Annotated in this window: 19 protein-coding genes and 1 pseudogene; 14 read left to right on the forward strand and 6 right to left on the reverse strand. The window is 70.2% G+C overall.

What is annotated here, in order from left to right; translation table 11 throughout:
- Positions 1–9 precede the first annotated feature (9 nt).
- Positions 10–2,085 carry a catalase gene (locus tag K6U06_RS03125; RefSeq protein ID WP_316044681.1) on the forward strand — a complete coding sequence of 692 codons (2,076 nt, stop codon included), beginning with the start codon at positions 10–12 and terminating at the stop codon, positions 2,083–2,085.
- A 59-nt stretch (positions 2,086–2,144) separates the two neighbouring features.
- Here the strand turns inward: K6U06_RS03125 and K6U06_RS03130 are convergent, their stop codons facing one another.
- The gene (locus K6U06_RS03130) at positions 2,145–3,587 is read right to left on the reverse strand and encodes a sensor domain-containing diguanylate cyclase (protein ID WP_262320424.1); all 1,443 of its coding nucleotides are present in this window, start codon (positions 3,585–3,587) and stop codon (positions 2,145–2,147) included.
- A 212-nt stretch (positions 3,588–3,799) separates the two neighbouring features.
- On the opposite strand from K6U06_RS03130, the gene K6U06_RS03135 reads away from it, so the two are divergent.
- Positions 3,800–4,630 (forward strand): alpha/beta fold hydrolase, encoded by an 831-nt coding sequence (locus K6U06_RS03135; RefSeq protein ID WP_262320425.1) that lies wholly within the window; start codon positions 3,800–3,802, stop codon positions 4,628–4,630.
- Positions 4,631–4,747: 117 nt separating this feature from the next.
- Positions 4,748–4,882 (forward strand): annotated as a pseudogene (locus tag K6U06_RS24605) (DUF2510 domain-containing protein); the annotation flags it as partial.
- Between the two features lie 740 nt (positions 4,883–5,622).
- Here the strand turns inward: K6U06_RS24605 and K6U06_RS03140 are convergent.
- Complete coding sequence (locus K6U06_RS03140; protein WP_262320426.1) at positions 5,623–6,192, reverse strand: hypothetical protein; 570 nt, start codon at positions 6,190–6,192, stop codon at positions 5,623–5,625.
- A gap of 142 nt (positions 6,193–6,334) precedes the next feature.
- Here K6U06_RS03140 and rplA point away from each other — a divergent pair, with 142 nt between their 5' ends.
- The 8 genes from rplA (at position 6,335) to K6U06_RS03180 (ending at position 13,381) form a co-directional block, all read left to right on the forward strand.
- Positions 6,335–7,060, forward strand: coding sequence for a 50S ribosomal protein L1 (gene rplA / locus K6U06_RS03145; protein WP_262320427.1), 726 nt, complete (start codon positions 6,335–6,337; stop codon positions 7,058–7,060).
- Positions 7,061–7,282: 222 nt separating this feature from the next.
- Positions 7,283–7,636 (forward strand): histone-like nucleoid-structuring protein Lsr2, encoded by a 354-nt coding sequence (locus K6U06_RS03150; protein ID WP_262320428.1) that lies wholly within the window; start codon positions 7,283–7,285, stop codon positions 7,634–7,636.
- Positions 7,637–7,850: 214 nt separating this feature from the next.
- Positions 7,851–8,588, forward strand: a complete 738-nt coding sequence (gene rplJ / locus K6U06_RS03155; protein WP_262320429.1) for a 50S ribosomal protein L10 — start codon at positions 7,851–7,853, stop codon at positions 8,586–8,588.
- A gap of 36 nt (positions 8,589–8,624) precedes the next feature.
- Positions 8,625–9,008, forward strand: a complete 384-nt coding sequence (gene rplL / locus K6U06_RS03160; RefSeq protein ID WP_262320430.1) for a 50S ribosomal protein L7/L12 — start codon at positions 8,625–8,627, stop codon at positions 9,006–9,008.
- A 486-nt stretch (positions 9,009–9,494) separates the two neighbouring features.
- Positions 9,495–10,724 carry a chloride channel protein gene (locus K6U06_RS03165; RefSeq protein ID WP_262320431.1) on the forward strand — a complete coding sequence of 410 codons (1,230 nt, stop codon included), beginning with the start codon at positions 9,495–9,497 and terminating at the stop codon, positions 10,722–10,724.
- A gap of 93 nt (positions 10,725–10,817) precedes the next feature.
- Positions 10,818–12,227, forward strand: coding sequence for a UDP-glucose dehydrogenase family protein (locus K6U06_RS03170; RefSeq protein WP_262320432.1), 1,410 nt, complete (start codon positions 10,818–10,820; stop codon positions 12,225–12,227).
- Between the two features lie 147 nt (positions 12,228–12,374).
- Complete coding sequence (locus K6U06_RS03175; protein ID WP_262320433.1) at positions 12,375–12,605, forward strand: hypothetical protein; 231 nt, start codon at positions 12,375–12,377, stop codon at positions 12,603–12,605.
- Positions 12,602–13,381 carry a maleylpyruvate isomerase family mycothiol-dependent enzyme gene (locus K6U06_RS03180; protein ID WP_262320434.1) on the forward strand — a complete coding sequence of 260 codons (780 nt, stop codon included), beginning with the start codon at positions 12,602–12,604 and terminating at the stop codon, positions 13,379–13,381. The genes K6U06_RS03175 and K6U06_RS03180 overlap by 4 nt, the downstream gene beginning before the upstream one ends.
- A 42-nt stretch (positions 13,382–13,423) precedes the next feature.
- Here the strand turns inward: K6U06_RS03180 and K6U06_RS03185 are convergent, their stop codons facing one another.
- The 3 genes from K6U06_RS03185 to K6U06_RS03195 all read right to left on the reverse strand — a co-directional run bounded on the left by K6U06_RS03185 (position 13,424) and on the right by K6U06_RS03195 (position 16,368).
- On the reverse strand, positions 13,424–14,170 hold the full coding sequence (locus K6U06_RS03185) for an SDR family NAD(P)-dependent oxidoreductase (protein WP_262320435.1): 747 nt from the start codon (positions 14,168–14,170) through the stop codon (positions 13,424–13,426).
- Between the two features lie 81 nt (positions 14,171–14,251).
- On the reverse strand, positions 14,252–14,875 hold the full coding sequence (locus K6U06_RS03190) for a TetR/AcrR family transcriptional regulator (RefSeq protein WP_262320436.1): 624 nt from the start codon (positions 14,873–14,875) through the stop codon (positions 14,252–14,254).
- Positions 14,872–16,368 (reverse strand): MFS transporter, encoded by a 1,497-nt coding sequence (locus K6U06_RS03195; protein ID WP_262320437.1) that lies wholly within the window; start codon positions 16,366–16,368, stop codon positions 14,872–14,874. The genes K6U06_RS03190 and K6U06_RS03195 overlap by 4 nt, the downstream gene beginning before the upstream one ends.
- A gap of 236 nt (positions 16,369–16,604) precedes the next feature.
- Between K6U06_RS03195 and K6U06_RS03200 the strand changes: the two genes are divergently transcribed.
- From K6U06_RS03200 to K6U06_RS03210, 3 genes are all read left to right on the forward strand, one after another.
- The gene (locus tag K6U06_RS03200) at positions 16,605–17,348 is read left to right on the forward strand and encodes an enoyl-CoA hydratase/isomerase family protein (RefSeq protein WP_262320438.1); all 744 of its coding nucleotides are present in this window, start codon (positions 16,605–16,607) and stop codon (positions 17,346–17,348) included.
- 277 nt (positions 17,349–17,625) lie between these two features.
- On the forward strand, positions 17,626–19,098 hold the full coding sequence (locus K6U06_RS03205) for an aldehyde dehydrogenase family protein (RefSeq protein ID WP_262320439.1): 1,473 nt from the start codon (positions 17,626–17,628) through the stop codon (positions 19,096–19,098).
- Positions 19,099–19,314: 216 nt separating this feature from the next.
- Positions 19,315–20,154, forward strand: coding sequence for a hypothetical protein (locus K6U06_RS03210; protein WP_262320440.1), 840 nt, complete (start codon positions 19,315–19,317; stop codon positions 20,152–20,154).
- Positions 20,155–20,587: 433 nt separating this feature from the next.
- Here the strand turns inward: K6U06_RS03210 and K6U06_RS03215 are convergent, their stop codons facing one another.
- Positions 20,588–21,208: a hypothetical protein gene (locus K6U06_RS03215; RefSeq protein ID WP_262320441.1), complete on the reverse strand. Its 621-nt coding sequence runs from the start codon at positions 21,206–21,208 to the stop codon at positions 20,588–20,590.
- Positions 21,209–21,287 lie beyond the last annotated feature (79 nt).

Below are 21,287 nucleotides of genomic sequence, written 5' to 3' on the forward strand. Positions count from 1 at the left end.
GGAGGATCAGTGGCAGACACCCAGCACACCCAGGACGGCAGGCACCCAGGCGGCGAGACCCACCAGGTGGCAGGCGACGGCCGGCCGCCGCTCACCACCCAGCAAGGGGTGGTGGTCGCCGACGACCAAAACACCCTGCGGATCGGGGCTCGGGGCCCCGCCGCGCTGGAGGACTTCCACTTCAGGGAGAAGATCTTCCACTTCGACCACGAGCGGATCCCGGAGCGGGTGGTCCACGCCCGGGGCTTCGGGGTCCACGGCTACTTCGAGAACTACGAACCGCTCGGCGACATCACCATCGCCGACCCGTTCCAACAGGCCGGTCAGCGCACCCCGCTGTTCATCCGGTTCTCGACGGTGGCGGGCAACAAGGGGTCGCCCGACCTGGCCAGGGACGTGCGGGGCTTCGCGGTCAAGATGTACACCCGGCAGGGCAACTGGGACCTCGTCGGTAACAACATGCCGGTGTTCTTCATCCAAGACGCCATCAAGTTCCCCGACTTGGTCCACGCCGCGAAGGAAGAGCCCGACACCGGCTTCCCTCAGGCGCAGACCGCCCACGACAACTTCTGGGACTTCGCGTCGCTGATGCCCGAGTCGACCAACATGCTGCTTTGGATCATGTCGGACCGGGCCATCCCCCGTTCGTTCCGGTTCATGGAGGGGTTCGGGGTCCACACCTTCCGGCTGGTCAACGCCGAGGGTCGCTCCACCTACGTGAAGTTCCACTGGAAGCCCAAGCAGGGCATGCAGTCGGTGGTGTGGAACGAGGCGCTGAAGATCAACGGCGCCGACCCCGACTTCCACCGCCGCGACCTGTGGGACGCCATCAACAAAGGCGACTTCCCGGAGTGGGAGCTCGGCATGCAGCTCTTCGACGACGACTTCGCCGACCGCTTCGACTTCGACGTCCTCGACGCCACCAAGTTCATCCCCGAGGAGCTGGTCCCGGTCCGCCGGGTCGGGCGGATGGTCCTCGACCAGACCGTCGACAATTTCTTCGCGGAGACCGAGCAGGTGGCCTTTTGCACCCAAAACGTCATCCCCGGCATCGACTTCACCAACGATCCGCTCCTCCAGGGCCGCAACTTCTCCTACCTCGACACCCAGCTCAAGCGTCTGGGCAGCCCCAACTTCACCCAGCTGCCGGTCAACGCCCCCCGCTGCCCGATGGCCCACTTCCAACAAGACGGTCACATGGCGACGGCCAACCCCCGCGGGCGGGCCAACTACGAGCCGAACTCGTGGCCGCCGGAGCAGGGCGGCCCGCGGGAGGACCCCCAGCACGGCTACACCTCGTACCCGGCGGTCGAGGAAGGCGAGAAGCGCCGGGTCCGCTCGGAGCGCTTCGCCGACCACTACAGCCAGGCCCGCCAGTTCTGGGTCAGCCAGGCGCCGATCGAGCAGCGCCATATCGTCGACGCGTTCGTCTTCGAGCTGAGCAAGTGCGACCGTCCCGACATCCGCGAGCGGATCGTCTCGGTGCTGCGAAACGTCGACGAGTCCCTGGCTGCGCAGGTCGGCGACGGTCTCGGCCTGGCGGCGATGCCCGCCCCGGCGGTCACCGCCCGCCAGCCGATCACCGACCTGCCTCCCTCGCCGGCGCTGTCGATCGTCGGTAACGGCCCGTCGGACTTCGCCGGGCGCAAGCTCGGCGTGATGGTCACCGACGGCTCCGACGCCGGGATCCTCTCCGCCATCCAAGACGCGTGCGACGCGCAGGGGGTGACCGTCGAGCTGGTCGCCCCCCACATCACCGGCGTGACGCTGAGCGACGGCAACCTGGTCGCCGCCGACCAGAAGGTGGACGGGGGGCCGTCGGTCCTCTACGACGCGGTGGTGCTGCTCGGAGCGAGCGACGCGCTAAGCGAGCTGCCCGCGGCCCGGGACTTCCTGACCGACGCTTACGCCCATAACAAGTTCGTCGGCTGGGTGCCCTCCGCGGAGGTCCTGCTCGAGGCCACCAACTTGAAGGCCCGCCTCGACGACGGGTTCGTGCTTATCGCCGGCGCCGGTGACGTCGACACCTTCCTGACCCGCTGCGCCAAGCTGCGGTTCTGGGACCGTCAGCTGCCCGCCGCCTGACACCCGCCGCCCGCGGGGGTCCCGCGGGCGGCAGGCCGACCCCGACCAGCCAGACCGGTTCAGCGCTCGGGCGCCCGTACCCGGTTGCGTCCGGCGTGCTTGGCCTCCAACAACAGCACGTTGGCGTCCTCCAACACGTCCGCCGGCGACGCGTGCCCGGCGGTGACGTCGAGGACGCCGATGCTCACCGTGACCACCCCGGCGTCGTTGCCGGTGTGCTCGATCTGCAGCGCCTCGACCGCGGCGCGGATCCGCTCCGCCAAGAGCGCGGCCTCGTCGCCTGACGCCCCGCTCAGCAGCACGGTGAACTCCTCGCCGCCGTACCGGTAGGCCCGGTCGCTGCGCCGGATCGACCCGGCGATGGCCGCCGCGACCCGGGCCAGGGCCGAGTGCCCGGCCAGGTAGTGGTACCGGGCGTTGTAGGCGTGGAAGTGGTCGATGTCGATGAGGGCCAGGGCGTAGGGCTCCCCGTCGCGGGCGTGGCGGGCGTGGTAGCGGGCGTGGTCGGCGTCGAAGGTGGCCCCGTTGGGCAGGCCGGTGCGGTCGTCGATGCGCGCCGCATGGGCCAGAGCGGCCTTCTCCGCCTCCAGGGTCTCGACCTGCGCGGCGAGGCGCTCCAGGTCGTGCTTGCGGGCCAGGGCCCAGTCGTCGAGCTCGACGGAGTGCAGCACCGCCTGACCCCGCCCGAGCTGCTTGGCCCGGTACATGGCGACGTCGGCGTGGTGGAGCGCCTCCCACGCGGCGGCCGCCCCGGCGATCATGGCCACCCCGATCGACGCGGTGACCGTCACCGTGCCGCTGTTGGTCGCCAACGGCTCCGCGATCACCGCCAGCGCGGTCTCGGCCAGGCCCAGCGCCTCGGCTGGGGTGGTGCGGTCCAGGAGGATGTTGAACTCGTCGCCGCCGATCCGGGCAACGGTCCCAGCGGCGCCGACGGCGCGGGCCAGGCGGCTTCCCACCATGCGCAGCACGTGGTCGCCGGTGCGGTGCCCGTACGCGTCGTTGACCGCCTTGAACGAGTCGAGGTCGAGGTAGAGCAGCGCCGGGCCCGGACCGGTCCGGGCCGCGGAGCGCGCCGCCTGCTCGAGGCTGCCGACGATGGCGGTGCGGTTGGCCAAGCCGGTCAGGTCGTCGAGGCGCATCTGGTCCTGGAGGCCGGCCTCCCGCTCGGCCCACCCGGTCACGTCGGAGGCGACCACCGCGATGCCCCTCACGCCGTCGGTGTCGCGCAGGTCCCGGGCGACCAGCTCGACGCGTCGGGGGGCGCCGTCGGGGACGGGGATGGCGCAGGCCATGCGGGCCGGGCCGCCGGGCCCGGACATGACCCCTCCAAGGAACCCGGCTACCGCCGCCGCGTCGCCCGGGTCGACCAGGTCCGGGAACGCCCCGACGTCCGCGCCGAAGAGCCGTTGCGCGGCGGGCGTCGCCCAGCGCACCTGGAGGTCGCTGTCCACGACGATCACCGCGGCGTCGGCCTTCGCCAGCACGACGTCGGCGCTCACCCCGCCGGGCGTCTCGGGCTCCTGCGGTGATGGGTCTGGTTCGTTCTGTCGTCCCCCTAGTGCGTCTGGCACCCACCCTCCTGCCTTGGACTCTGATTGCCGGTATCGGCACGCGTGCGTCGGGACTTAGCCCGAAGAAGTTCGAATGCTGCTGCCCTGCGGAAGCCGCGCCTCCCGGGTTCGGGGGCTACCCGAAGGTACAGTCCCGCGTCATGTTGACGTTCTCTCGCCAAGGGCTCACCTTCGACGTGACCGACGCGGGTCCCGAGGACGGGCGGGTCGTGATCCTGCTGCACGGCTGGCCCGAGGACCGCCACTGCTGGGACGAGGTGATCCCGGCGCTCGCCGAAGCCGGGTACCGGGTGCTGGCCCCCGACCAGCGCGGGTACTCGCCCGGCGCCCGCCCCAAAGGCCGCAAGGCGTACAAGGTCGACGAGCTGGAAGCCGACATCCTGGCCCTGGCCGACGCGGCGGGCGCGGCGCGTTTCGAGGTGGTCGGCCACGACTGGGGTGCCGCGGTGGCGTGGGCCCTCGCGGGGCGCCACCCGGAGCGGGTCAGGAGCGTGGCGGCCCTGTCGGTTCCCCACACCCAGGCGTTCCTCGGCTCGATGGTGCGCTCCACCCAGGCGCTTCGGTCCTGGTACATGCTGTTCTTTCAGCTGCCGGTGATCCCCGAGACGCTGCTGTCCCTCGGCGGCGGCAAGGCGCTGGGTGCGGTCCTGGCCCGCACCGGGCTGGACCGCTCGTCCGCGGCCCGCTACGCGAGGCGGGCGGCGGTGGCGTCGGACATGACCACGACCCTCAACTGGTACAGAGCCATCCCGTTTGCGGTAGCGGAGAAATTGGGGCGGATCAGCGTGCCCGCCCTGTTTATCTACGGGTCGGGCGACAGTTTCATCAGCGCCGCCGCGGTCGAGGCATGCGGAGCATGGGTGAGCGCGGCGTACCGCTACGAGGAGCTGCCGGGCGCCGGGCACTGGCTTCCCGAGGACCGGCCAGAAGACGTGAGTCGATTGCTTCTGGAGCATCTGGTTGCCACATAGCAGAATCGCTCATCGGGATTGGCCGGTGTGGGCGGATTGGCCCGTTAGCGGAGGATTCCGGCGGTTCCGGAGTGGGCATTTTCCGGTATGGCAGACTGCGTTGATGCAGGAGGCGGAATGAGCCCTCGGGCCAGGCGGGGCAGGGCTGCCCGGGTCCCTGCTGGCAGCGGACCAGGCTGGCGCGACGACCCCCAGAGCGGAAAAGGATGGCAACGGTACTGGGACGGGGACCGCTGGACCGGCCAGGTCCGGGCGCCCGGAGCGTTCGAGAGCCTTGAATCCGCCCGCCCCGCGTCGCCCCAGGAAAGCGCACCCGCCGGGGTCGTCCCGCCGGCCCAGGCCGCTCCTCCAGCCACGCCGGCCTCCCAGCGCAGCGGTGGAGCTGCGACGGTACGCAGCGGCGAGAACGCGCCGGCGTCCCTTGCGGTCGGCGCCCCGGTGGCGTTAGGCGGCGCGGTCGGCGTCATCGACATGACACGGGAGGCCCGTGCCCAGGCGCGTCCGGCGGCCGCTGCCCCTGCGGCCGCGGCTCCTTTGGCCCCGGTCCCTCCGCCTCCCACGCCAGCGCCTCCGGCTCCGCCCACGGCCCCCAACGCAGTAGCGACGCCGCCGCCGACGCCGACGCCTCCGGGTCCGACGCAGCCTCCGGCTCGTCCGGCGCCTCCGGTTCCGGCGCCTCCGGCTCGTCCGGCGCCTCCGGCCCGTCCGGCGCCTCCGGCGCCTCCGGCTCGTCCGGCGCCTCCGGCCCGTCCGGCGCCTCCGGCTCGTCCGGCGCCTCCGGCGCCTCCGGCCCGTCCGGCGCCTCCGGCCCGTCCGGCGCCTCCGGCCGCTGGGCGCAAACCGTCGGCGTCGGGGACTCCGCGCCCGACCCCCGGGCCGCGGAGCGAAATACCCCGCCGCTCGGCGTCGCCGCGCTCCGCCGCGCCAGCACCCCGCCGGCCAGCCGCCGCTGCCCCGTCGCCGGCCGTCTCGCGGCGGGTCCGCAGACGGCGCTACCTGGTCGCAGGCGTGGTTGTGGCCGCCGCCGTGGCCGGCATCGCCATCGGCGTCGACTCCTCCGGGCGCAGTCCAATCAAGGTCGTGGCAACGCCGTCTGGGGCGTCTGGCCCGACATCGAGCGTGGCGGCCACGGCCACCACCGCGCTGGCCGCTCCGGGCGCGTCCTCCCAGCCCCAAGTGACCACCGGCCCGAGCGCACCGGTCACCACCGCCCCGCCCGCGACCCGCGTCGCCCCGCCGGTCAGCAAGCCGGTTGGCGCGCCACTGAGCGCGCCGAGCACCGCCCAAGCCACCCCAACGACGACGTCGACGTGCCCGACCGGCGGCCTGCAGGTATCCATCACCAGCACCGCCCAGCTATCAGGCGCCGGGAAGTGGAACGTAACCCTCGGCGGCACGGCCAACAGCACCGCCACCGCCGAGATGCGGATCGACTCGATCGTGGCCGACATCCAAGTCCATGGCTCGACGGTCTCATCGCTGCGGGTGACCCCGGCCTCCTCGACGCTGCCGGCGGGGCACTCCGTCTCTCTCAGCGCGACGACAACGGTCAACTCGAGCACCGCCCCGACGGTGGCCTTCGGCGGGGCGACGGTTCTGTGGAGCTCCGCCGCCTACAGCAGGTGCCCGGTTCCGCACTAGGATTGGCGATCCGAGCACGGGGTCTACCTCACCCCGGCCGTTCATCACACGAGGGAGGCTTCAATGCCGAGAGGGAAAAAGTACACCGACGCGCTCAAGCGCTTCGACCGCAGCCAGGTCTACAGCCCGTCCGAAGCGCTGGATCTGGTGAAGAGCTTGGCCCCGGCCAAGTTCGACGAGACCGTCGAGATGGCGGTGCGGTTGGGGATCGACCCTCGAAAGGCCGATCAGGTCATTCGAGGCACTGTCGCTCTTCCCGCCGGCACCGGCAAAGACGTCAGGGTCGCGGTGTTCGCGGCCGGTCCCGCCGCCGAGGCCGCCCGCGCCGCGGGAGCGGACATCGTTGGCGCCGACGACCTCGTCGCGCAGGTGGACGGCGGGATGATGGACTTCGACGTTGCCATCGCCACCCCGGACATGATGGGCCAGGTCGGACGGCTGGGACGCAAGCTCGGTCCCCGCGGGCTCATGCCCAACCCGAAGACCGGCACAGTGACCACCGATGTCGGCAAGGCCGTCAGCGACTTCAAGGGTGGCCGGGTCGAGTACCGGGCTGACACCCGCAGCCGCGGCGTGGTGCAGGTGCCGATCGGCAAGGTCAGCTTCAGCCGCGACAACCTGCTCATCAACTTCCGGGCGGTGGTCGACGAGGTCAACCGGGCCAAACCGGCGGCGGCAAAAGGCCGCTACATCAAGTCGGTGTCGGTGAGCTCCACTATGGGACCGGGAATTGACCTCGACATCAATGCTCTGCGCGTCCCTGACGAGGAGATCCGGGCAAGCGCCTGATCTTGCGTAACAATTAGCGACCCGGCCGCCTCGGTGGCCGGGTCGTTTCGCGTCCGCGCTCGGAGCGCGCATTACGCAGATTGGCGGCGATCTGGTAATGGATCGGCCACAGTCCGAGCAGATCGAAGAAATTTGCGTGTGGTGTCGCCATCCCAACGGTTGCAGCGACTATAACGCTACTGTTATTCAGTAGGGCACAGTGCCCACGGAAAGGCAATTGCTATGGCCCAGAAAGTTCAAGTCCTGCTCACGTGTGATCTCGATGACGATGACACCCCCGCGGTAGAGACCGTCACCTTCGGGTTCGACGGCTACACCTACGCCTTCGAGCTGTGCGAAGCCCACCTCGAGGAGTTCAACAACGTGATGCAGGGCTACATCGCGTCCGCCCGGCGCGCCGACGGCGGCAGCCGCAGGCCCCGCCCCGCTGCCGGCGCCGCTGCCCGCCCCGCCCGCGAGGACCTGAGCGCGGTGCGCGAGTGGGCCCGCGAGAACGGCTACGAGATCAGCGACCGAGGCCGTATCCCCGGCGAGGTCCGCGAGGCCTACGAGGCCGCGCACAAGGGCAAGCGCTGAGCCTTCCCGCCCCGAGGCGGGTAGCCGGGCCGGACCGGCTCGGCTACCCTGTAGTCTCTGTTGTGCATAGGCCGCTCACGCGGTCGCTGAAGCCGTAGAAATCCGGTGCGTCCCGCGGGACGCCGAAGTGGGCGAAAGCCCAGCCTGACGAGGCGACCTGACTCCTCCTGGAGTGTCGTCGCGCGTCAAGCCCGACATGTGAAGGAGGTGACCCATGGACAATCCGAGAGCCGAGAAGGTGGCCGTCGTCGACGAGGTGCGACAGCACTTCGACGAGGCAGACGCCGCGATCCTCACCGAGTACCGAGGCCTCAAGGTCAAGGAGCTCGCCGATCTGCGTCGTAGCCTGGCCCCGGCCGGCGGTGAGTACCGGGTCTACAAGAACACCCTGGTCCGCTTCGCGGCACGCGACGCCGGCCTGGGGGACCTGGAGCCGTTGCTCGAGGGTCCGACCGGCATTGCCTTCGTCAAGGGTGATGCCGCGGCGGTAGCCAAGTCGCTGCGGGACTACGCCCGCACCCAGCCGCTGCTGATCATCAAAGGCGGCGTCCTCGGTGACAAGGTCCTGACCCCGGCGGAGACCACGGCCCTCGCCGACCTCCCGTCGCGTGAGGTCCTCTTGGCCCGCTTCGCCGGCGCTCTGGCAGCGCCGATGCAGCAGCTCGCCGGGCTGCTCCAGGCCCTGCCCCGCAACCTGGCGTACGGCCTGGCCGCACTGCGCGACCAGAAGGTCGCCAACGGCGAGGGTGGCGCACCCGACGCGGCCGCCGAGCCCGACGCGGCCGGCGAGGCCGCCGAGGGCAGCACCGACGCAGGCGCCGTCGCCGCCGAGCCGGCGGAGGCCGCTGCTGAAGCTGCCGCCGCCGACGCCGAATCCAGCGCTGCCACGCTCGACGACGCCGAGTCGCCGGTCCTGGCCGCAGAAGCCGTAGACCCCACCCCGCCCGAGTAGTCACCCACCTTTTTTCCCAAAGGAGAAGCACCCAGAATGGCAACCAAGGAAGAGATCCTCGACAGCATCGCCGCTCTCACCGTCCTCGAGCTCTCAGAGCTGCTGAAGGACTTCGAGGAGCGTTTCGGCGTCACTGCGGCGGCCCCCGTCGCTGTGGCCGCGGCCCCCGCCGGCGGTGGCGGCGACGCCGCTCCCGCCGCTGAGGAGCAGGACGAGTTCGACGTTGTGCTCACCGGGGCCGGCGACAAGAAGATCCAGGTGATCAAGGAAGTCCGGGCCCTGACCAGCCTGGGCCTCAAGGAGGCCAAGGACCTCGTGGACAGCGCCCCCAAGCCTGTCCTCGAGAAGGTCTCCAAGGAGGACGCCGAGAAGGCCAAGGCCCAGCTCGAGGGCGCCGGCGCCACCGTCGAGCTCAAGTAGCCAGCACCAAGCTCGAGTAGTTCTGTAGCACCCCGCCGCGACCCGGCCCGGCTCTGGCAGTCAGGCCGGGTCGCGGCGCGTCCGGGCAGCGTCGACCGGCGAAGCGTGCCAACCCCGCCGCCGGCCGGTCGCTCCGGCGGAAAGGCGTCAACAACCCGAGGGTGCGTAAGCCCGGAGGCCGAAGGGTACGACCAACCCGTCCCGGACAAGACCCATGTCCATCCCGCCGCTCGCTCCCAGAATCGCTGGTAGGAGACCATTTCTGCGTCCATGGAGGATCCGGCCCCGGTCGGCCAAAGCGAGCGCCCTCACCGACCCCGAGGCTCGTTTGGTCGACCCGCCCGCCTGACTTGGCGGCGTCGGTGGCCGCCGCCGGTTGACCCTCGGGGGGACCGGCAGCCGAACGCCCGGCGGGCCTTCGCCGGTTACCAGCCGCGGTTTTGGGTGGGGTTGGCCCTCACGGGTGTCGGGGCTGGGATCGGGGCGATGACGCTGATGGGGGTCCTCCACCTGGTTCAGCACGCGGCGTTCGACTACCAGAGCGGCGGCTTCTCCGCCGCGGTCGCTGCCCGCAGTGATCTGCGCCGGGTGGCGGTTCTCGTCGCCAGCGGCGTGTTCGCCGGGCTCGGCTGGTGGGTGCTGCGCCGCCGGGCGGGGGGCACCGGGGGCGAGCCGACCAGCTCGGTGTGGTCCGGGCAGGGTGATCTCTGGCTGGGTCCGACGGTGACCAGCGGGGTCCTGTCCGAGGTGGTGATCGGCATGGGGGCTTCCCTCGGACGCGAGGCGGCTCCCCAACACGCCGGGGCGGCGTGGGCGTCGTGGTTGAGCCGACGGTTGAGTCTTTCGCCCGACCAGAAGGTCGTCCTCGTCGCTTGCGGCGCCGGCGCTGGGGTGGGGGCGGTCTACAACGTGCCGCTGGCCGGCGGCGTTTTCGCAGCGGAGCTGTATCTCGGCTCGCTGACGTTGACCGCGGTGGTGCCCGCCTTGATCGCCTCGGCTATCGCCACGGCGGTGGCTTGGATCACGCTGCCCGCGGGGCCCCTCTACCAAGTACCGGCCTTGCCCACCCCGTCGGCTTCGACGTTGGGGTTCGCTCTGTCGGCCGGGTTGTTGATCGGGGGGATGTCGGCCGGGTTCGTCCGGTTGATCGGATGGGCCAGCGACCACCGGCCGGAAGGTTGGAAGCTGCTCGTCGGGCCCGTTTTGGCTCTGGGTGTTCTCGGCTTGTTGTCCGTCGAGTACCCGCTGCTGCTCGGCAACGGGCGGGACCTGGCCCAGTTCGCCTTCGACGGCCGCGGAGCGGTGTTGACGTTGGTTGCGTTGGCCGCGCTGAAACCGGTGGTGACGTCGATGTGCCTGCGGGGCGGGGCGTCGGGCGGACTTTTCACCCCGACGGTCAGCTTCGGTGCGGTGGTCGGAGCGCTGCTCGGCCACGCATGGGCGCTGGCGTGGCCCGGGTCCTCGCCGGCTACTTACGCGGTGATCGGCGCGGCCGCCATGTTGGGGGCGGCCATGCAGGCGCCCGTGTCGGCGTTGGTGTTCACAGTCGAGCTCACCGGCACCGCCGGCGCCCAGATGGTGGCCCTGGCGCTGGCGGTTGCCGTCGCGGTGGTGGTCAGCCGCAGCCTCGAGCGGCGCTCGATCTACTCCGCGAGGCTCTCCGCCGGGGCGGACGCTGAGGCGGGCCCAACGACTGAGCGCCGCCCCGGGGACTGAACCGGCCGGGAGCGCCCCGACGGAGGTCTCGAGCCACGCCGGAGCGCAGGTGGGCGGCGGCCGGCGGCCCGGCGGCGTGCCAGACTGGTGGCTGTGAGCTCTCGTGTGGCGGTGATCGGGACCGGCTACGTCGGCACGGTCGTGGCCGGGTGCCTGGCCCACATCGGCCATCAGGTGATCGGCGTGGAGTCCGACGCGGCGAAGCTGGTCCCGTTGCGGGCCGGGCGGGCTCCGTTCCACGAGCCCGGCCTAGACGCCCTCCTGGCCGAGGGGATCGGCGCGGGCACCCTTTCGTTCACCGACGACTTCGCCGCGGCGATGGACGGGTCGGACGTGGTCTTCGTGTGCGTCGGCACCCCCTCGGGTCCTGACGGGCTCCCGGACATGACCGCGATGGTCGGCGTCGCCCGCTCCGTCGCCGCCAACCTCCGTCACCACCACGTGCTGGTCAACAAAAGCACGGTGCCGATCGGTTCCGGCCGGTGGCTGGCGTCGGTCATCGAAGACGTGGCCCGCACCCGGATCGAAGGCCTGTTCTCCGTGGTGTCCAACCCCGAGTTCCTCCGCGAAGGCAACGCGGTGCACGACTACTTGCACCCCGATCGGGTGGTTCTCGGCAGCGACGACCCCGCCGCGCTCGACACCCTCGCCGAGCTGTACCAGCCGATCCTGTCCCAGACGCTGCCGGGCGAAGCACCCGGCGAGCAGGTGCCGCTGGTGCGCACCGACTTGGTGACCGCGGAGATGACCAAGTACGCGTCCAACGCCTTCTTGGCCACCAAGATCTCCTTCGCCAACGAGATCGCCAGGCTCTGCGAGATGGTCGGCGCCGACATCACCGAGGTGACCGCCGGCATGGGCCTCGACACCCGTATCGGCGGCCGGTTCCTCGACGCCGGCCTGGGCTGGGGCGGATCGTGCTTCGGCAAGGACGTCTCGGCGTTGATCTCCACCGCCGGCGACTACGGCTACCGGACCCGGATCCTCGAGGCCGCGGTGGAGGTCAACGAAGACCAGCGCAACCTGGTCGTCGAGGCCCTGCTCCACGACTTGAAGACCCTCCGCGGGGCTCGCATCGCCCTGCTCGGCCTGGCGTTCAAGCCCGGCACCGACGACCTGCGCGACTCGCCGGCGGTGGCGGTGGCCGAGCGGCTGGTCCACCGGGGATGCTTCGTCACCGCCTTCGACCCCGTCGTCGGCGCGTTGCCCGGACACCCCGACGTGCGCATCGCCGCCTCGGCGACGGAGGCCGCGTGGCAGGCCGACGCAGTGGTCTTGGCCACCGACTGGCAAGAGTTCCTCGGGTTGGACCTCAAGTCGCTGCGGGCCGAGACCAGAGGCGACTTGTTCTTCGACGGCCGCAACATCTTCGACCCGGGCCTGGTAGAAGCCGCCGGCTTCCGCTACCGGGGCATCGGCCGGGGTGTCCCCAAGACCGTCGAGCGCGTCGCCAAGGAGCCGGCCGAGGGGCGCCCCGCCGGCCAGCCGTCCTGGCGCGACTAGTGGTCCGTCGACTCAAAGGATTGGGGTTGGTGTTGGCATCGTCTTGACGATGCGTGGTGCTCCGCAGTTGCTGGTGACCGAGTCTGAACGCGCCCGTCTGCGGGAGATCGCGAGTTCGCCTCGGTTGGCGCATCGGGCCGTCCGAGCGTGCCCGCCCCCATCGACGCCATCAGCCTCCGGGTCGACCACTGGAACGACAACCCCAAACCGTTCGGGTGGCACGCCCCCGCCGACGAGATACTCGAAAAAGTCCGGCGAGGACGCAAACCCCTGTCACAAGTCAAAGGGCAACGCAGCACTAGCTTCTCTGGTACTGCCGTTCGAGGAGTCAACCTGATGAACACGATCCCCCCACCCGAGAGAGTGATGGCCCGATGACCGATCCCAGGCCCTGGATCGAAGCTGTGCGCCGCTCCCACGACCGCCTAGCCGCTCTCGTGGCGGGCTTGGCCGGCGCCGACCTGGGACGTAGGTCGGCGTGCTCGGAGTGGAGCGTGGCCCAAGTGCTGTCGCATCTTGGCAGCCAGGCAGAGATCTTTTCGTTGTTCGTCGATGCTGGCGTCTCCGGCGCTGACGCTCCCTCACACGAGGCCTTCGCTCCGATCTGGGAAGCATGGAACCACCGCTCACCCCAAGCCCAGGCAAGCGACAGCGTTTCCGCCAACGAGGCTTTCGTGGCCCGTATCGAAAGCCTCGACACGACAGCTCTCGACGGGTTCCTCCTCGACATGTTCGGACGGACCCTCGACGCAGCAGGCTTGTTGCGGATGCGCCTCTCCGAGCACGCGGTACACGCCTGGGATGTGGCGGTCGCATTCGACGACTCGTCCGAGGTGGCCGCGGACGCCGTAGGTCTTCTGGTCGACGGGCTGGGGGAGACCGCGGCCCGTTCCGGCAAGGCCGCCGGTCACCGTCTCGACGCCAGCATCCTGACGAGTATGCCCGAGCGACATTTCAGCCTCCGCGTCGGCGAGGAGGTCCGGCTGGATCTCACCGACGGGCCATCGAGCCCGGCTGCCTCGATCGAGATGCCGGCGGAGGCCCTGCTGCGCCTCGTCTACGGGAGGGTCGACGGCCTCCACCCGCCCCAGGGAGAGGTAAAGGCCAGAGGAGTGACGCTCTCCGAGCTGGCTGCGGTATTCGGAGGTTTCTGATGGCCTCGCGGCCGAGACCTCATGGGGGCCTGACCTTCTAGCTCAGTCCCACATGAGGCCGCCGTCGGCCAGCAGCTCCGCACCCGTGATGAATGAAGACTCATCCGACAGCAGGAACGCTATGGCTGCGGCTATCTCGGACGGAGTGCCGAGACGTCCCATCGGGACCATCTCGCCCCACTGGGCCTGGATGTCGGCCGGGTACGCAGCGATACCCGGTGTCGCAATGGTCCCCGGGCAGATGGCGTTGATCCGGATGTTGCGGCGAGCGTACTGAAGCGCCGCGTTCTTGGTCAGGCCGACGACCCCGTGCTTGGCCGCGGTGTAGGCCGCCATCGACGGGGCGTTCTTGACGCCGGCGTTGGATGCCATGTTGACGATGACGCCGTGTCCCCCCTGCAGCATGGCTCGAAGCTCGGCGCGCAAGCAGAGGAAGGTGCCACGCAGGTCGATGGCCATCACCCGGTCCCAGTCGGCGATCGCCAGCTCGTGGAGGTCGCAGGGATGGTGGGCGACACCAGCGTTGTTGACCGCGAGGTCCAGTCCGCCGTAAATCTCGACGGTACGGCGGACCAGAGCCTCGACGCTCTCCTCATCGGACACATCGCAGGCGACGAAGGTGGCCTTGCCTCCGCCACGGCCGACAGTGTCCACGGTGGCTGCGCCGGCGGCCTCGTCGACGTCCGCCACGACCACGCGGGCGCCGCGACCGGCGAGGTGCAGGGCTGTCGCCTGCCCGATCCCCGAGCCTGCGCCGGTGATGATGACGCTGGAACCTTCGATGCTCATAGGGGTGCTGCTCCATAATCGTCGGATAAAGAGGTCTTCGTCGGGTCGTCGTAGCTGGGGTCGCGGCGGTGCCGCCGCTCGTCATGCACGGGTCAGGATTCTGTCCAGGTCTGCCTGGCTGAGCGGGGGATGACCGAGCTCGCCGGGACCGGGGCGCATCCCGGCTATGAGCAGGTCGAGGTGGCGCCGCCAGGCGTCCGGGGCGTGCATGCGGGTCGTGGCCACGATGGCGCGGATAGAGAACATGACGAGGGTCAGGTCGGTGTTGGTCAGGTCCGGGCGGATTCGGCCGTGGTGTTGGGCTTCGGCGAGCAGATCGGCGATACGCCGCCGGGCCTTGCGGACCATGGCGTGGTCGGTGTTCCACAGACGTGGGAGGCATCCAGGGTGTTGGGCCTGGTAGGCGCTGGACAGCTCCAGGAAGCGCTCGAGCCCGGTGCCGTCGGGCTCGGTAGCGGCCTGGGTGGCCATCTCGATGGTGATGTCGAGGATCTGGTGGACCAGAGCATCGATGAGGGCGTCCTTGGTGGGGAAGCGCCGATACAGGGTTCCCATCCCCACCCCTGCCACCCGGGCCACTTCGGCCACGCTGGCGTCCAGGCCTTGCTCGTCGAAGACCTGGTTGGCTGCTGCCAGCAACCGGTCCCGGTTTTCGACGGCGTCTCGGCGAAGTGGGCGGCTCGGCACCGGGGCCTCGGGGGTCATTCGGACTCGTCACCGGCGAGGGTGCCGGCGGCCACCATGCCCAGCTCAGCGTGGAGCATCGTCGCAGCGTGGTCTCCTGGCCGGGTGGTGGGCCGCCGGGACCTGGGCACGAACCAGGCTGCGACTGCGGCTGCGACCGCCGCCAGGGTGAGGAAGGCGAAACCGGCGGTGTAGCCCGAATTGCTGGGCAGGCCGCCGTGGTGGGCGCTGGCAGTGACGATGCTTCCCATGACGGCAGCTCCGATCGAACCGCCGATAGTGCGGATGTTGGCGTTCATTCCGCTGGCGACTCCGGTCTGACTGGCGGGGACCCCCTCGACCACGAGAGCTGACATCGAGGCATAGGCCATCCCGAAACCGACTCCCTGGATCACCATGGCCAGGAGTATCTCCCACTCCTGCGCCCGCGCCACGGTCAGCAGCACGAAGGTGATGATGCTCACCAGCAACCCGACGACCAGCAGCATCCGGGCCCCCCAGCGCCGGCTGAGGCGGCCAGAGAGGACCCCGAAAGCGAACATGAACACGCTGGAGGGCAGGAGGATCAGCCCGGAGACGGTGATGCTCACCCCGAAGCCGTAGCCGGCGGAGGGGGGCGTCTGGAGGAATTCCGGGAGGAAGGCGAACACGGCGTACATCCCGATGCCGAGCAGCAGGGCGACCAGGTTGGTCGTCCACACCGCCGGGATCCTCATCATCCGCATATCGATCAGCGGCTGGGGCGAGCGGGACTCGACGATCACCCAGGCGCCGGCCAGGGCGACGGCGCCTATCAGCAGGCCGATCACCTTGCCGGAGGCCCATCCCCACGTCGGCGCCTCGCTGATCCCGAGGATCAGCGCCACCAGCCAGGCCGACAGCAGTGCCGCAGCCGACCAGTTGAGCTGGCCTGGTGTCCTGATACGGGACTCCGGCACCACCAAGTGGGCGGCGAGGGCCGCGACGGCCAGTACCCCGGCGGGGATCCAGAAGAGCCAGTGGTAGTCGAGGGCGGCCACGATCGGGCCGGCCAGCACGATGCCCAGGCCGGCGCCAGCGGATGCCAGGGCGGCGATCACCCCGACTGCCCCGGAGACCTTCTCCCCCGGGAACTCGTCGCGGATGAGGCCGAAGGAAAGCGGCAGCACGCCGCCGCCCACACCCTGGATCACCCGGCCCACGAGCATGACGGTGACCGAGCCGGCCACGGCTGAGAGCACGGAGCCGAGTGTCAGGGCGATCAAGGCCACCACCAGCATTCGCTCCTTGCCCAGCATGTCGCCCAGGCGTCCCATGATCGGGGTGAAGATCGAGGCGGACAGCAGATAGGCCGTAAGCACCCACGTCACGGTGTTCTGCGACGTGTGCAGGCCGGCCTGGATCGTCGGCAGCACCGGAATCACGAGTGATTGCAGTAAGGCGTAGGCCGCTACGGCCACCGAAAGCACGCCGAAGGTCACTTGGTAGTGGGTGCGAGGGGGTGCTGCGGGGGCAGCCGGTCCCGTGATCGTCATCGCCGGTTCTCCTTGTATCCGGAGCGAGCGCTCCGGATACAAGGTTACCCGACAAACGGAGCAATCACTCCGGTTATTTGGGACCCTGTGCGCCTTGTGGAGGGTGGGAGAGTGGTGGATGGGCGAACGGGTCCCTATCGCGGCCTGCCGAATACCTACTACTCTTTATGAATGAACGTTCGGAGCGGACTGTCGGGGAAGAGGATGGCTGAGGCAAGTCTCGGGGGCCAGGCCAGATGACGGTCATCACGAAGGTCCTGGGTGCCGCAGCCGTCGTAACGCTCGATTGGCCGGAACGGCGCAACGCTCTCGGCCCCGACGAGGCGGCCCAGGTGGCGGACGCGCTCGAGTCGGCGGCCACCCAGCCTGGTGCTGCAGCGGTGGTACTGACCGGCAGCGGTGCCTTTTGCGCCGGCGGGGACCTGCGGGCCATCATCGAGATGACCAAGGGTGGCCCCGAGGCGATCCGGAGCGGGATCTACGGCAACTTCCAACGAATGGTCCGTGCCGTGCTCGCCTGTCCTCTGCCCACAATTGCCGCGGTCGACGGCGCTGCTGTGGGGCTCGGGATGGATCTCGCGTTGGCGTGCGACATCCGTCTGTGCGGTCCGTCGGGTTGGATGCGCCAAGGGTGGGCGGCGTTAGGACTGGTACCGGGAATCGGGGGAGTGGCCCTCTTCGAGCGCCTGGCGCCTGGAGCGATGTGGGGGGTCCTCGCGGACAACACCAAGCTCGAAGGCGCGACCCTCGAGCGCCTCGGGCTGGCACGGGCTTGCACAACGCCTGCCGTGGACGTCGCCGTCGCGCAGGCCGCTTCCCTGGCGGCCATCGGTGACAGCGCGCTGCGGGCCTATGTGGACCTCAGCCGGCCCCCCGGCGACGTGCTCGACAGGCACCTGTCCCAGGCGCTTGATCACCAGGTCGAGTTGCTCTCCAGCCCCAACTTCGCCCGACGGGCCCAGCAGCTCCTCGCTCGCTGAGGTGGTGACAGACTCTGGGCTTTCAACTTGGCCGGCGGCCTTTTCGACTCATCCCGGCGTGATACCTCGACCAGGCCGCAAGGGCTCGTGCTGGCCGCCCTGAGCGCCCTCTGACCGTCTCCCTTGAGCACCCGCAATCCGCCTGCTATTTTCACTGGGCGTGCAGCGGCCTTGGCGCTGGCTCGACGGGTCCGGTCCGGGACATGGACGGCTGGCATCGGCCCGGGGGCGCGGCGCCGAGGATCGGCGAGAACCGAGCGAGTGAGTGGGGGATCAGATGACTGATGTTTGGAAGAGCCACCTGTACATCGACGGCAAGTGGGTCGACGCCAGCAGCGGAGAGACGATCGCGGTGGTCAACCCGGCGACGGAGGCGACGATCGCCGAGGTGCCACAGGCCTCCGTGGCCGATGTGCAGCGGGCCATCGACGCCGCCCGGCGCGCCTTCGACGACGGCCCGTGGCCCCGGATGGAGCCCCGCGAGCGGGCTGCGGTGCTGCGCCGGATGGGCGAGATCATGCGCCGGCGCTCGGCGGAGCTGATCGCGCTCAACGTGGCGGAGGCCGGGTCGACGCAGATGCTGGCGGCGTTCTTGCAGGTGGGGCTCCCGATCGACCACCTCCTCGACATGGCCGACCGGGTGCTGCCGGCCTTCGCCTTCGAGGAAGGGGTGCTTCCTTCTATCGGTCAGGGGATCGGCCAGGGCGTGGTCGTGCGCGAGCCGCTCGGCGTCGCCGCGCTCATCACCGCCTACAACTTCCCGTTGTTCCTGAACCTCTTCAAGCTCGGCCCGGCGCTGGCGTCTGGCTGCACGGTCGTGTTGAAGCCGTCTCCCTACACGCCGCTCGAGGCGCTGGTGTTGGGCGACGTGGCCGAGGAGGCCGGCCTGCCCCCCGGGGTCTTGAACGTGGTCACCGGCGACATCGCGGCCGGCACCGAGCTGACGACCAACCCGAAGGTGGACGCAGTGTCGTTCACCGGCTCCGACGCCGTCGGGCGTCAGATCTACGGCCAGGCCGCGCCGACGATGAAGAAGGTCATCCTCGAGCTCGGCGGCAAGTCCGCGAACATCCTCTGCGACGACACCGACTTGGACAAAGCGGTCGTCGATGTCATCGGCGGCTTCACCACCCACTCCGGGCAGGGGTGCTCGCTTCTCACCCGGACCCTGGTGCACGAGTCGATCCACGACGAGCTCGTCGCGCGGGTCAAGGCGGCCCTCGACTACATGAAGGTCGGCGACCCGGCCGACGAGTCGGTGACGATGGGCCCGCTGATCCGCGAGGCGCAACGCCAGAAGGTCGAAGGTCTGATCAGGGCCGGGCTGGATGAAGGCGCGCAGCTGGCCTACGGAGGCGGGCGGCCGGCGGGGCTCGACAAGGGGTTCTTCGTCGAGCCGACGCTGTTCGTAGGGGTCGACAACACGATGACCATCGCCCGCAAGGAGTTCTTCGGGCCGGTGGGTGTCGTCATCCCCTTCCGCACCGACGACGAGGCCGTGGCGCTGGCCAACGACAGCGACTTTGGCCTCGGCGGCGGCGTGTGGTCCGGAGACCCGATCCGGGCATATCAGATCGCCCGGCGGATCCGCACCGGCATGGTGACGGTCAACGGAGGCGGCGGCGGCCTGAACCCCAACACCCCCTTCGGCGGCTACAAGCAAAGCGGGCTCGGCCGGGAATGGGGCGCCGCCGGGCTCGACGAATTCCTGCAGCGCAAGAGCATCGTGTGGAGCGCCGGCCGGCCCTGACGGGCCGACCGTCGCGCCCCTGTCTCAACCACGCCCACCATGACACGCCAACCATGAACGGAGCCGGTCCTGCCAGTTGAACTGCCTTTCGAGTCGAACCTCCTCTTCGGTCCCGAGGACGACCGCCGCCATCAACCGGGTCCGACCGGAGACTGGACCGAGACCACCTGGTGGTCCTTCAACGTTCCTGAGCGGTCCCTGGCGGGATGGCTCTACGTGCAGGCCCGGCCGAACCTCGGGACCAGCGCCGGCGGGGCGTTCGTCTACGACACCTCGGCGTTCGAATCCTGGTCGCTTCCCTACTTCGGGTGGTCGTACTACGACCGGCTGCCCGAGACGTGGGACTTCGACGACGTCACGTTCCGCAACGGCGTTCGGGTCAAGATGCTCGAGGCGGGTATGCGATACCAGCTCGGCTACCAGTTCCGGGACCAGAAGGACTTCACCGCCGATCTGCTGTTCGAGGGCCTGACCCCGCCGGTGCCGCACCTCCAAGGCGCCCCGCCCTTCACCGGGTCGTCGCACTACGACCAGCACGGTCGGGTCACCGGCACGCTGAGCCTGCGCGGTGAGGCGATCGAGGTCGACTGCGTCTCGGTGCGCGACCGGTCGTGGGGGCGAAGGCCGGAGTTGCTCGGCCGGATCGGGCGCCTCAGCTACGCGTTCGGCGCCAACGACGCCGGCGAGGCGTTCCTGGCCTTCTGCGCCCCGCCCGCGGACAACCACCTCCTCGAGGTGGAAACGCTGACCTCCGGCTACCTCCTGCGTGACGGGTCGCTGCGCCGGCTCGCGTCGGTGCAACGCAACAACGTTCGCGACCGGGTCACCGGCGGCGTGGAGCGCATCGAGCTGGTCGGCGAGGACACCGACGGTCGTCGTTTCCGGGCGGTCGGGCAGCGGCGCAGCGCCATGGCGTTGCCCACCGGGGCCCACGTGACGATCAACACGTTCCTCGAGTGGGAGATGACCGGCGGGACCGGGTGGGGCGAGGACCAAGACGTGTGGCCCTTCGCGAGCTTCGCCGACCGTCTCCACGGCAAACCCGCCACTAGCTGACCCTCCGACCCTCAGGGCGTCGGGGCCCTGGGGGTATCTGGTTCCGGGTGGGGAGCACCACCCCGGCGGCGAGCGAGGGGGAGTCGCTCGAGCCGTCGAGGTGGTGCGATCTTCTGCGCCCGCTCAGGTCCCGGCGCAGTCACACCACGGCGCGCTCACAGCCCGGGGCGGTGACGGCCCGCTCGACGACGCCCAGGCCGGCCGTCTGCCTCACCAAGCCCCGTCGACCCGCCCCCGGCATCGCGCATCCCTCGGCCCCCGGGAGGTTGGCGCCGGCGGCTGGGGTTCACGCCCTGACTTTAATAGATGACGAATTAGTCGAGGCGGGTGTCGGTGGCCGTAGCGAAGCCCTAGCCCCGATCGGGCTCTTGGTCTCTGGCGTCGCCGGCGCCGGGAGCCCGCCGGCCGGGCCGCAGAGGAGACCGCCGAGCGGTTACGCCCAAAACGCCAGGCGGGCCGCGAAGAAAAACGGCACCCCGGCGACGATCAGCACCGCCACCCGCAGCCACGCCGGCGTCGCCGGCGAGTGGTACAGGGCCTGGTGGATGGCGGCCACCGGGGCGTTGGGCAGCGTGGTGTGGGCGGCCAGCACCCGCGGCAGGGTCTGGCCGCAAAGCAGCCCGGCCAGCGCGGCGAGCGGAGCGACCACCAGCGGGCCGGTGGCCGCCACCGCGATCCCGGCCACCGCCAGGGCCATCACCAGGGTCCCCGACGCCACGCCGTGCCCCTGGTAGACGTACGCGGCGGCGCCGAGCGCCACCAGCAGCACGGCGATCACCGCCCGCAGGCGGAGGGTGGAGCGCGCCGCCACGATCAAGACCAGCGCGGTGATCCCGGGGAGCGCGACGGCCACCAGGGCGGTGACGACGACCACCGCGCTGTGCGGGGCGCCGTGCTTGGCCGCCGAGGTGAGCAACTTGTTGCCGGCGGAGCCGACCAGACGCTGCGCGGTGTCGGCCAGGCTTCGGGCCGCGCCCGCCAGGTAGGGGGCCCGGCCGAGCGACAGGGCCAGCCCGGCGGCGACGCCGACGACCATCCAAACCCGGCCCTTCACCGCCCGGGTCCGCTCGTGGTGTCGTGAAGAGGGGGCAAAGGCACGGAGCGAGGGTAGAGCCAGGCTGCGATGGTCGTGG

Origin of the sequence: Acidiferrimicrobium sp. IK (assembly GCF_025499425.1) — a bacterium.
Lineage (GTDB): Bacteria > Actinomycetota > Acidimicrobiia > Acidimicrobiales > Palsa-688 > Acidiferrimicrobium.

Coding starts and splice junctions, on each gene's coding strand:
- K6U06_RS03135 (WP_262320425.1), top strand. CDS start 3,800: ATGTTGACGTTCTCTCGCCAAGGGCTCACCTTCGACGTGACCGACGCG.
- rplA (WP_262320427.1), top strand. CDS start 6,335: ATGCCGAGAGGGAAAAAGTACACCGACGCGCTCAAGCGCTTCGACCGC.
- K6U06_RS03150 (WP_262320428.1), top strand. CDS start 7,283: ATGGCCCAGAAAGTTCAAGTCCTGCTCACGTGTGATCTCGATGACGAT.
- rplJ (WP_262320429.1), top strand. CDS start 7,851: ATGGACAATCCGAGAGCCGAGAAGGTGGCCGTCGTCGACGAGGTGCGA.
- rplL (WP_262320430.1), top strand. CDS start 8,625: ATGGCAACCAAGGAAGAGATCCTCGACAGCATCGCCGCTCTCACCGTC.
- K6U06_RS03165 (WP_262320431.1), top strand. CDS start 9,495: ATGACGCTGATGGGGGTCCTCCACCTGGTTCAGCACGCGGCGTTCGAC.
- K6U06_RS03180 (WP_262320434.1), top strand. CDS start 12,602: ATGACCGATCCCAGGCCCTGGATCGAAGCTGTGCGCCGCTCCCACGAC.
- K6U06_RS03185 (WP_262320435.1), bottom strand. CDS start 14,170: ATGAGCATCGAAGGTTCCAGCGTCATCATCACCGGCGCAGGCTCGGGG.
- K6U06_RS03190 (WP_262320436.1), bottom strand. CDS start 14,875: ATGACCCCCGAGGCCCCGGTGCCGAGCCGCCCACTTCGCCGAGACGCC.
- K6U06_RS03195 (WP_262320437.1), bottom strand. CDS start 16,368: ATGACGATCACGGGACCGGCTGCCCCCGCAGCACCCCCTCGCACCCAC.
- K6U06_RS03200 (WP_262320438.1), top strand. CDS start 16,605: ATGACGGTCATCACGAAGGTCCTGGGTGCCGCAGCCGTCGTAACGCTC.
- K6U06_RS03205 (WP_262320439.1), top strand. CDS start 17,626: ATGACTGATGTTTGGAAGAGCCACCTGTACATCGACGGCAAGTGGGTC.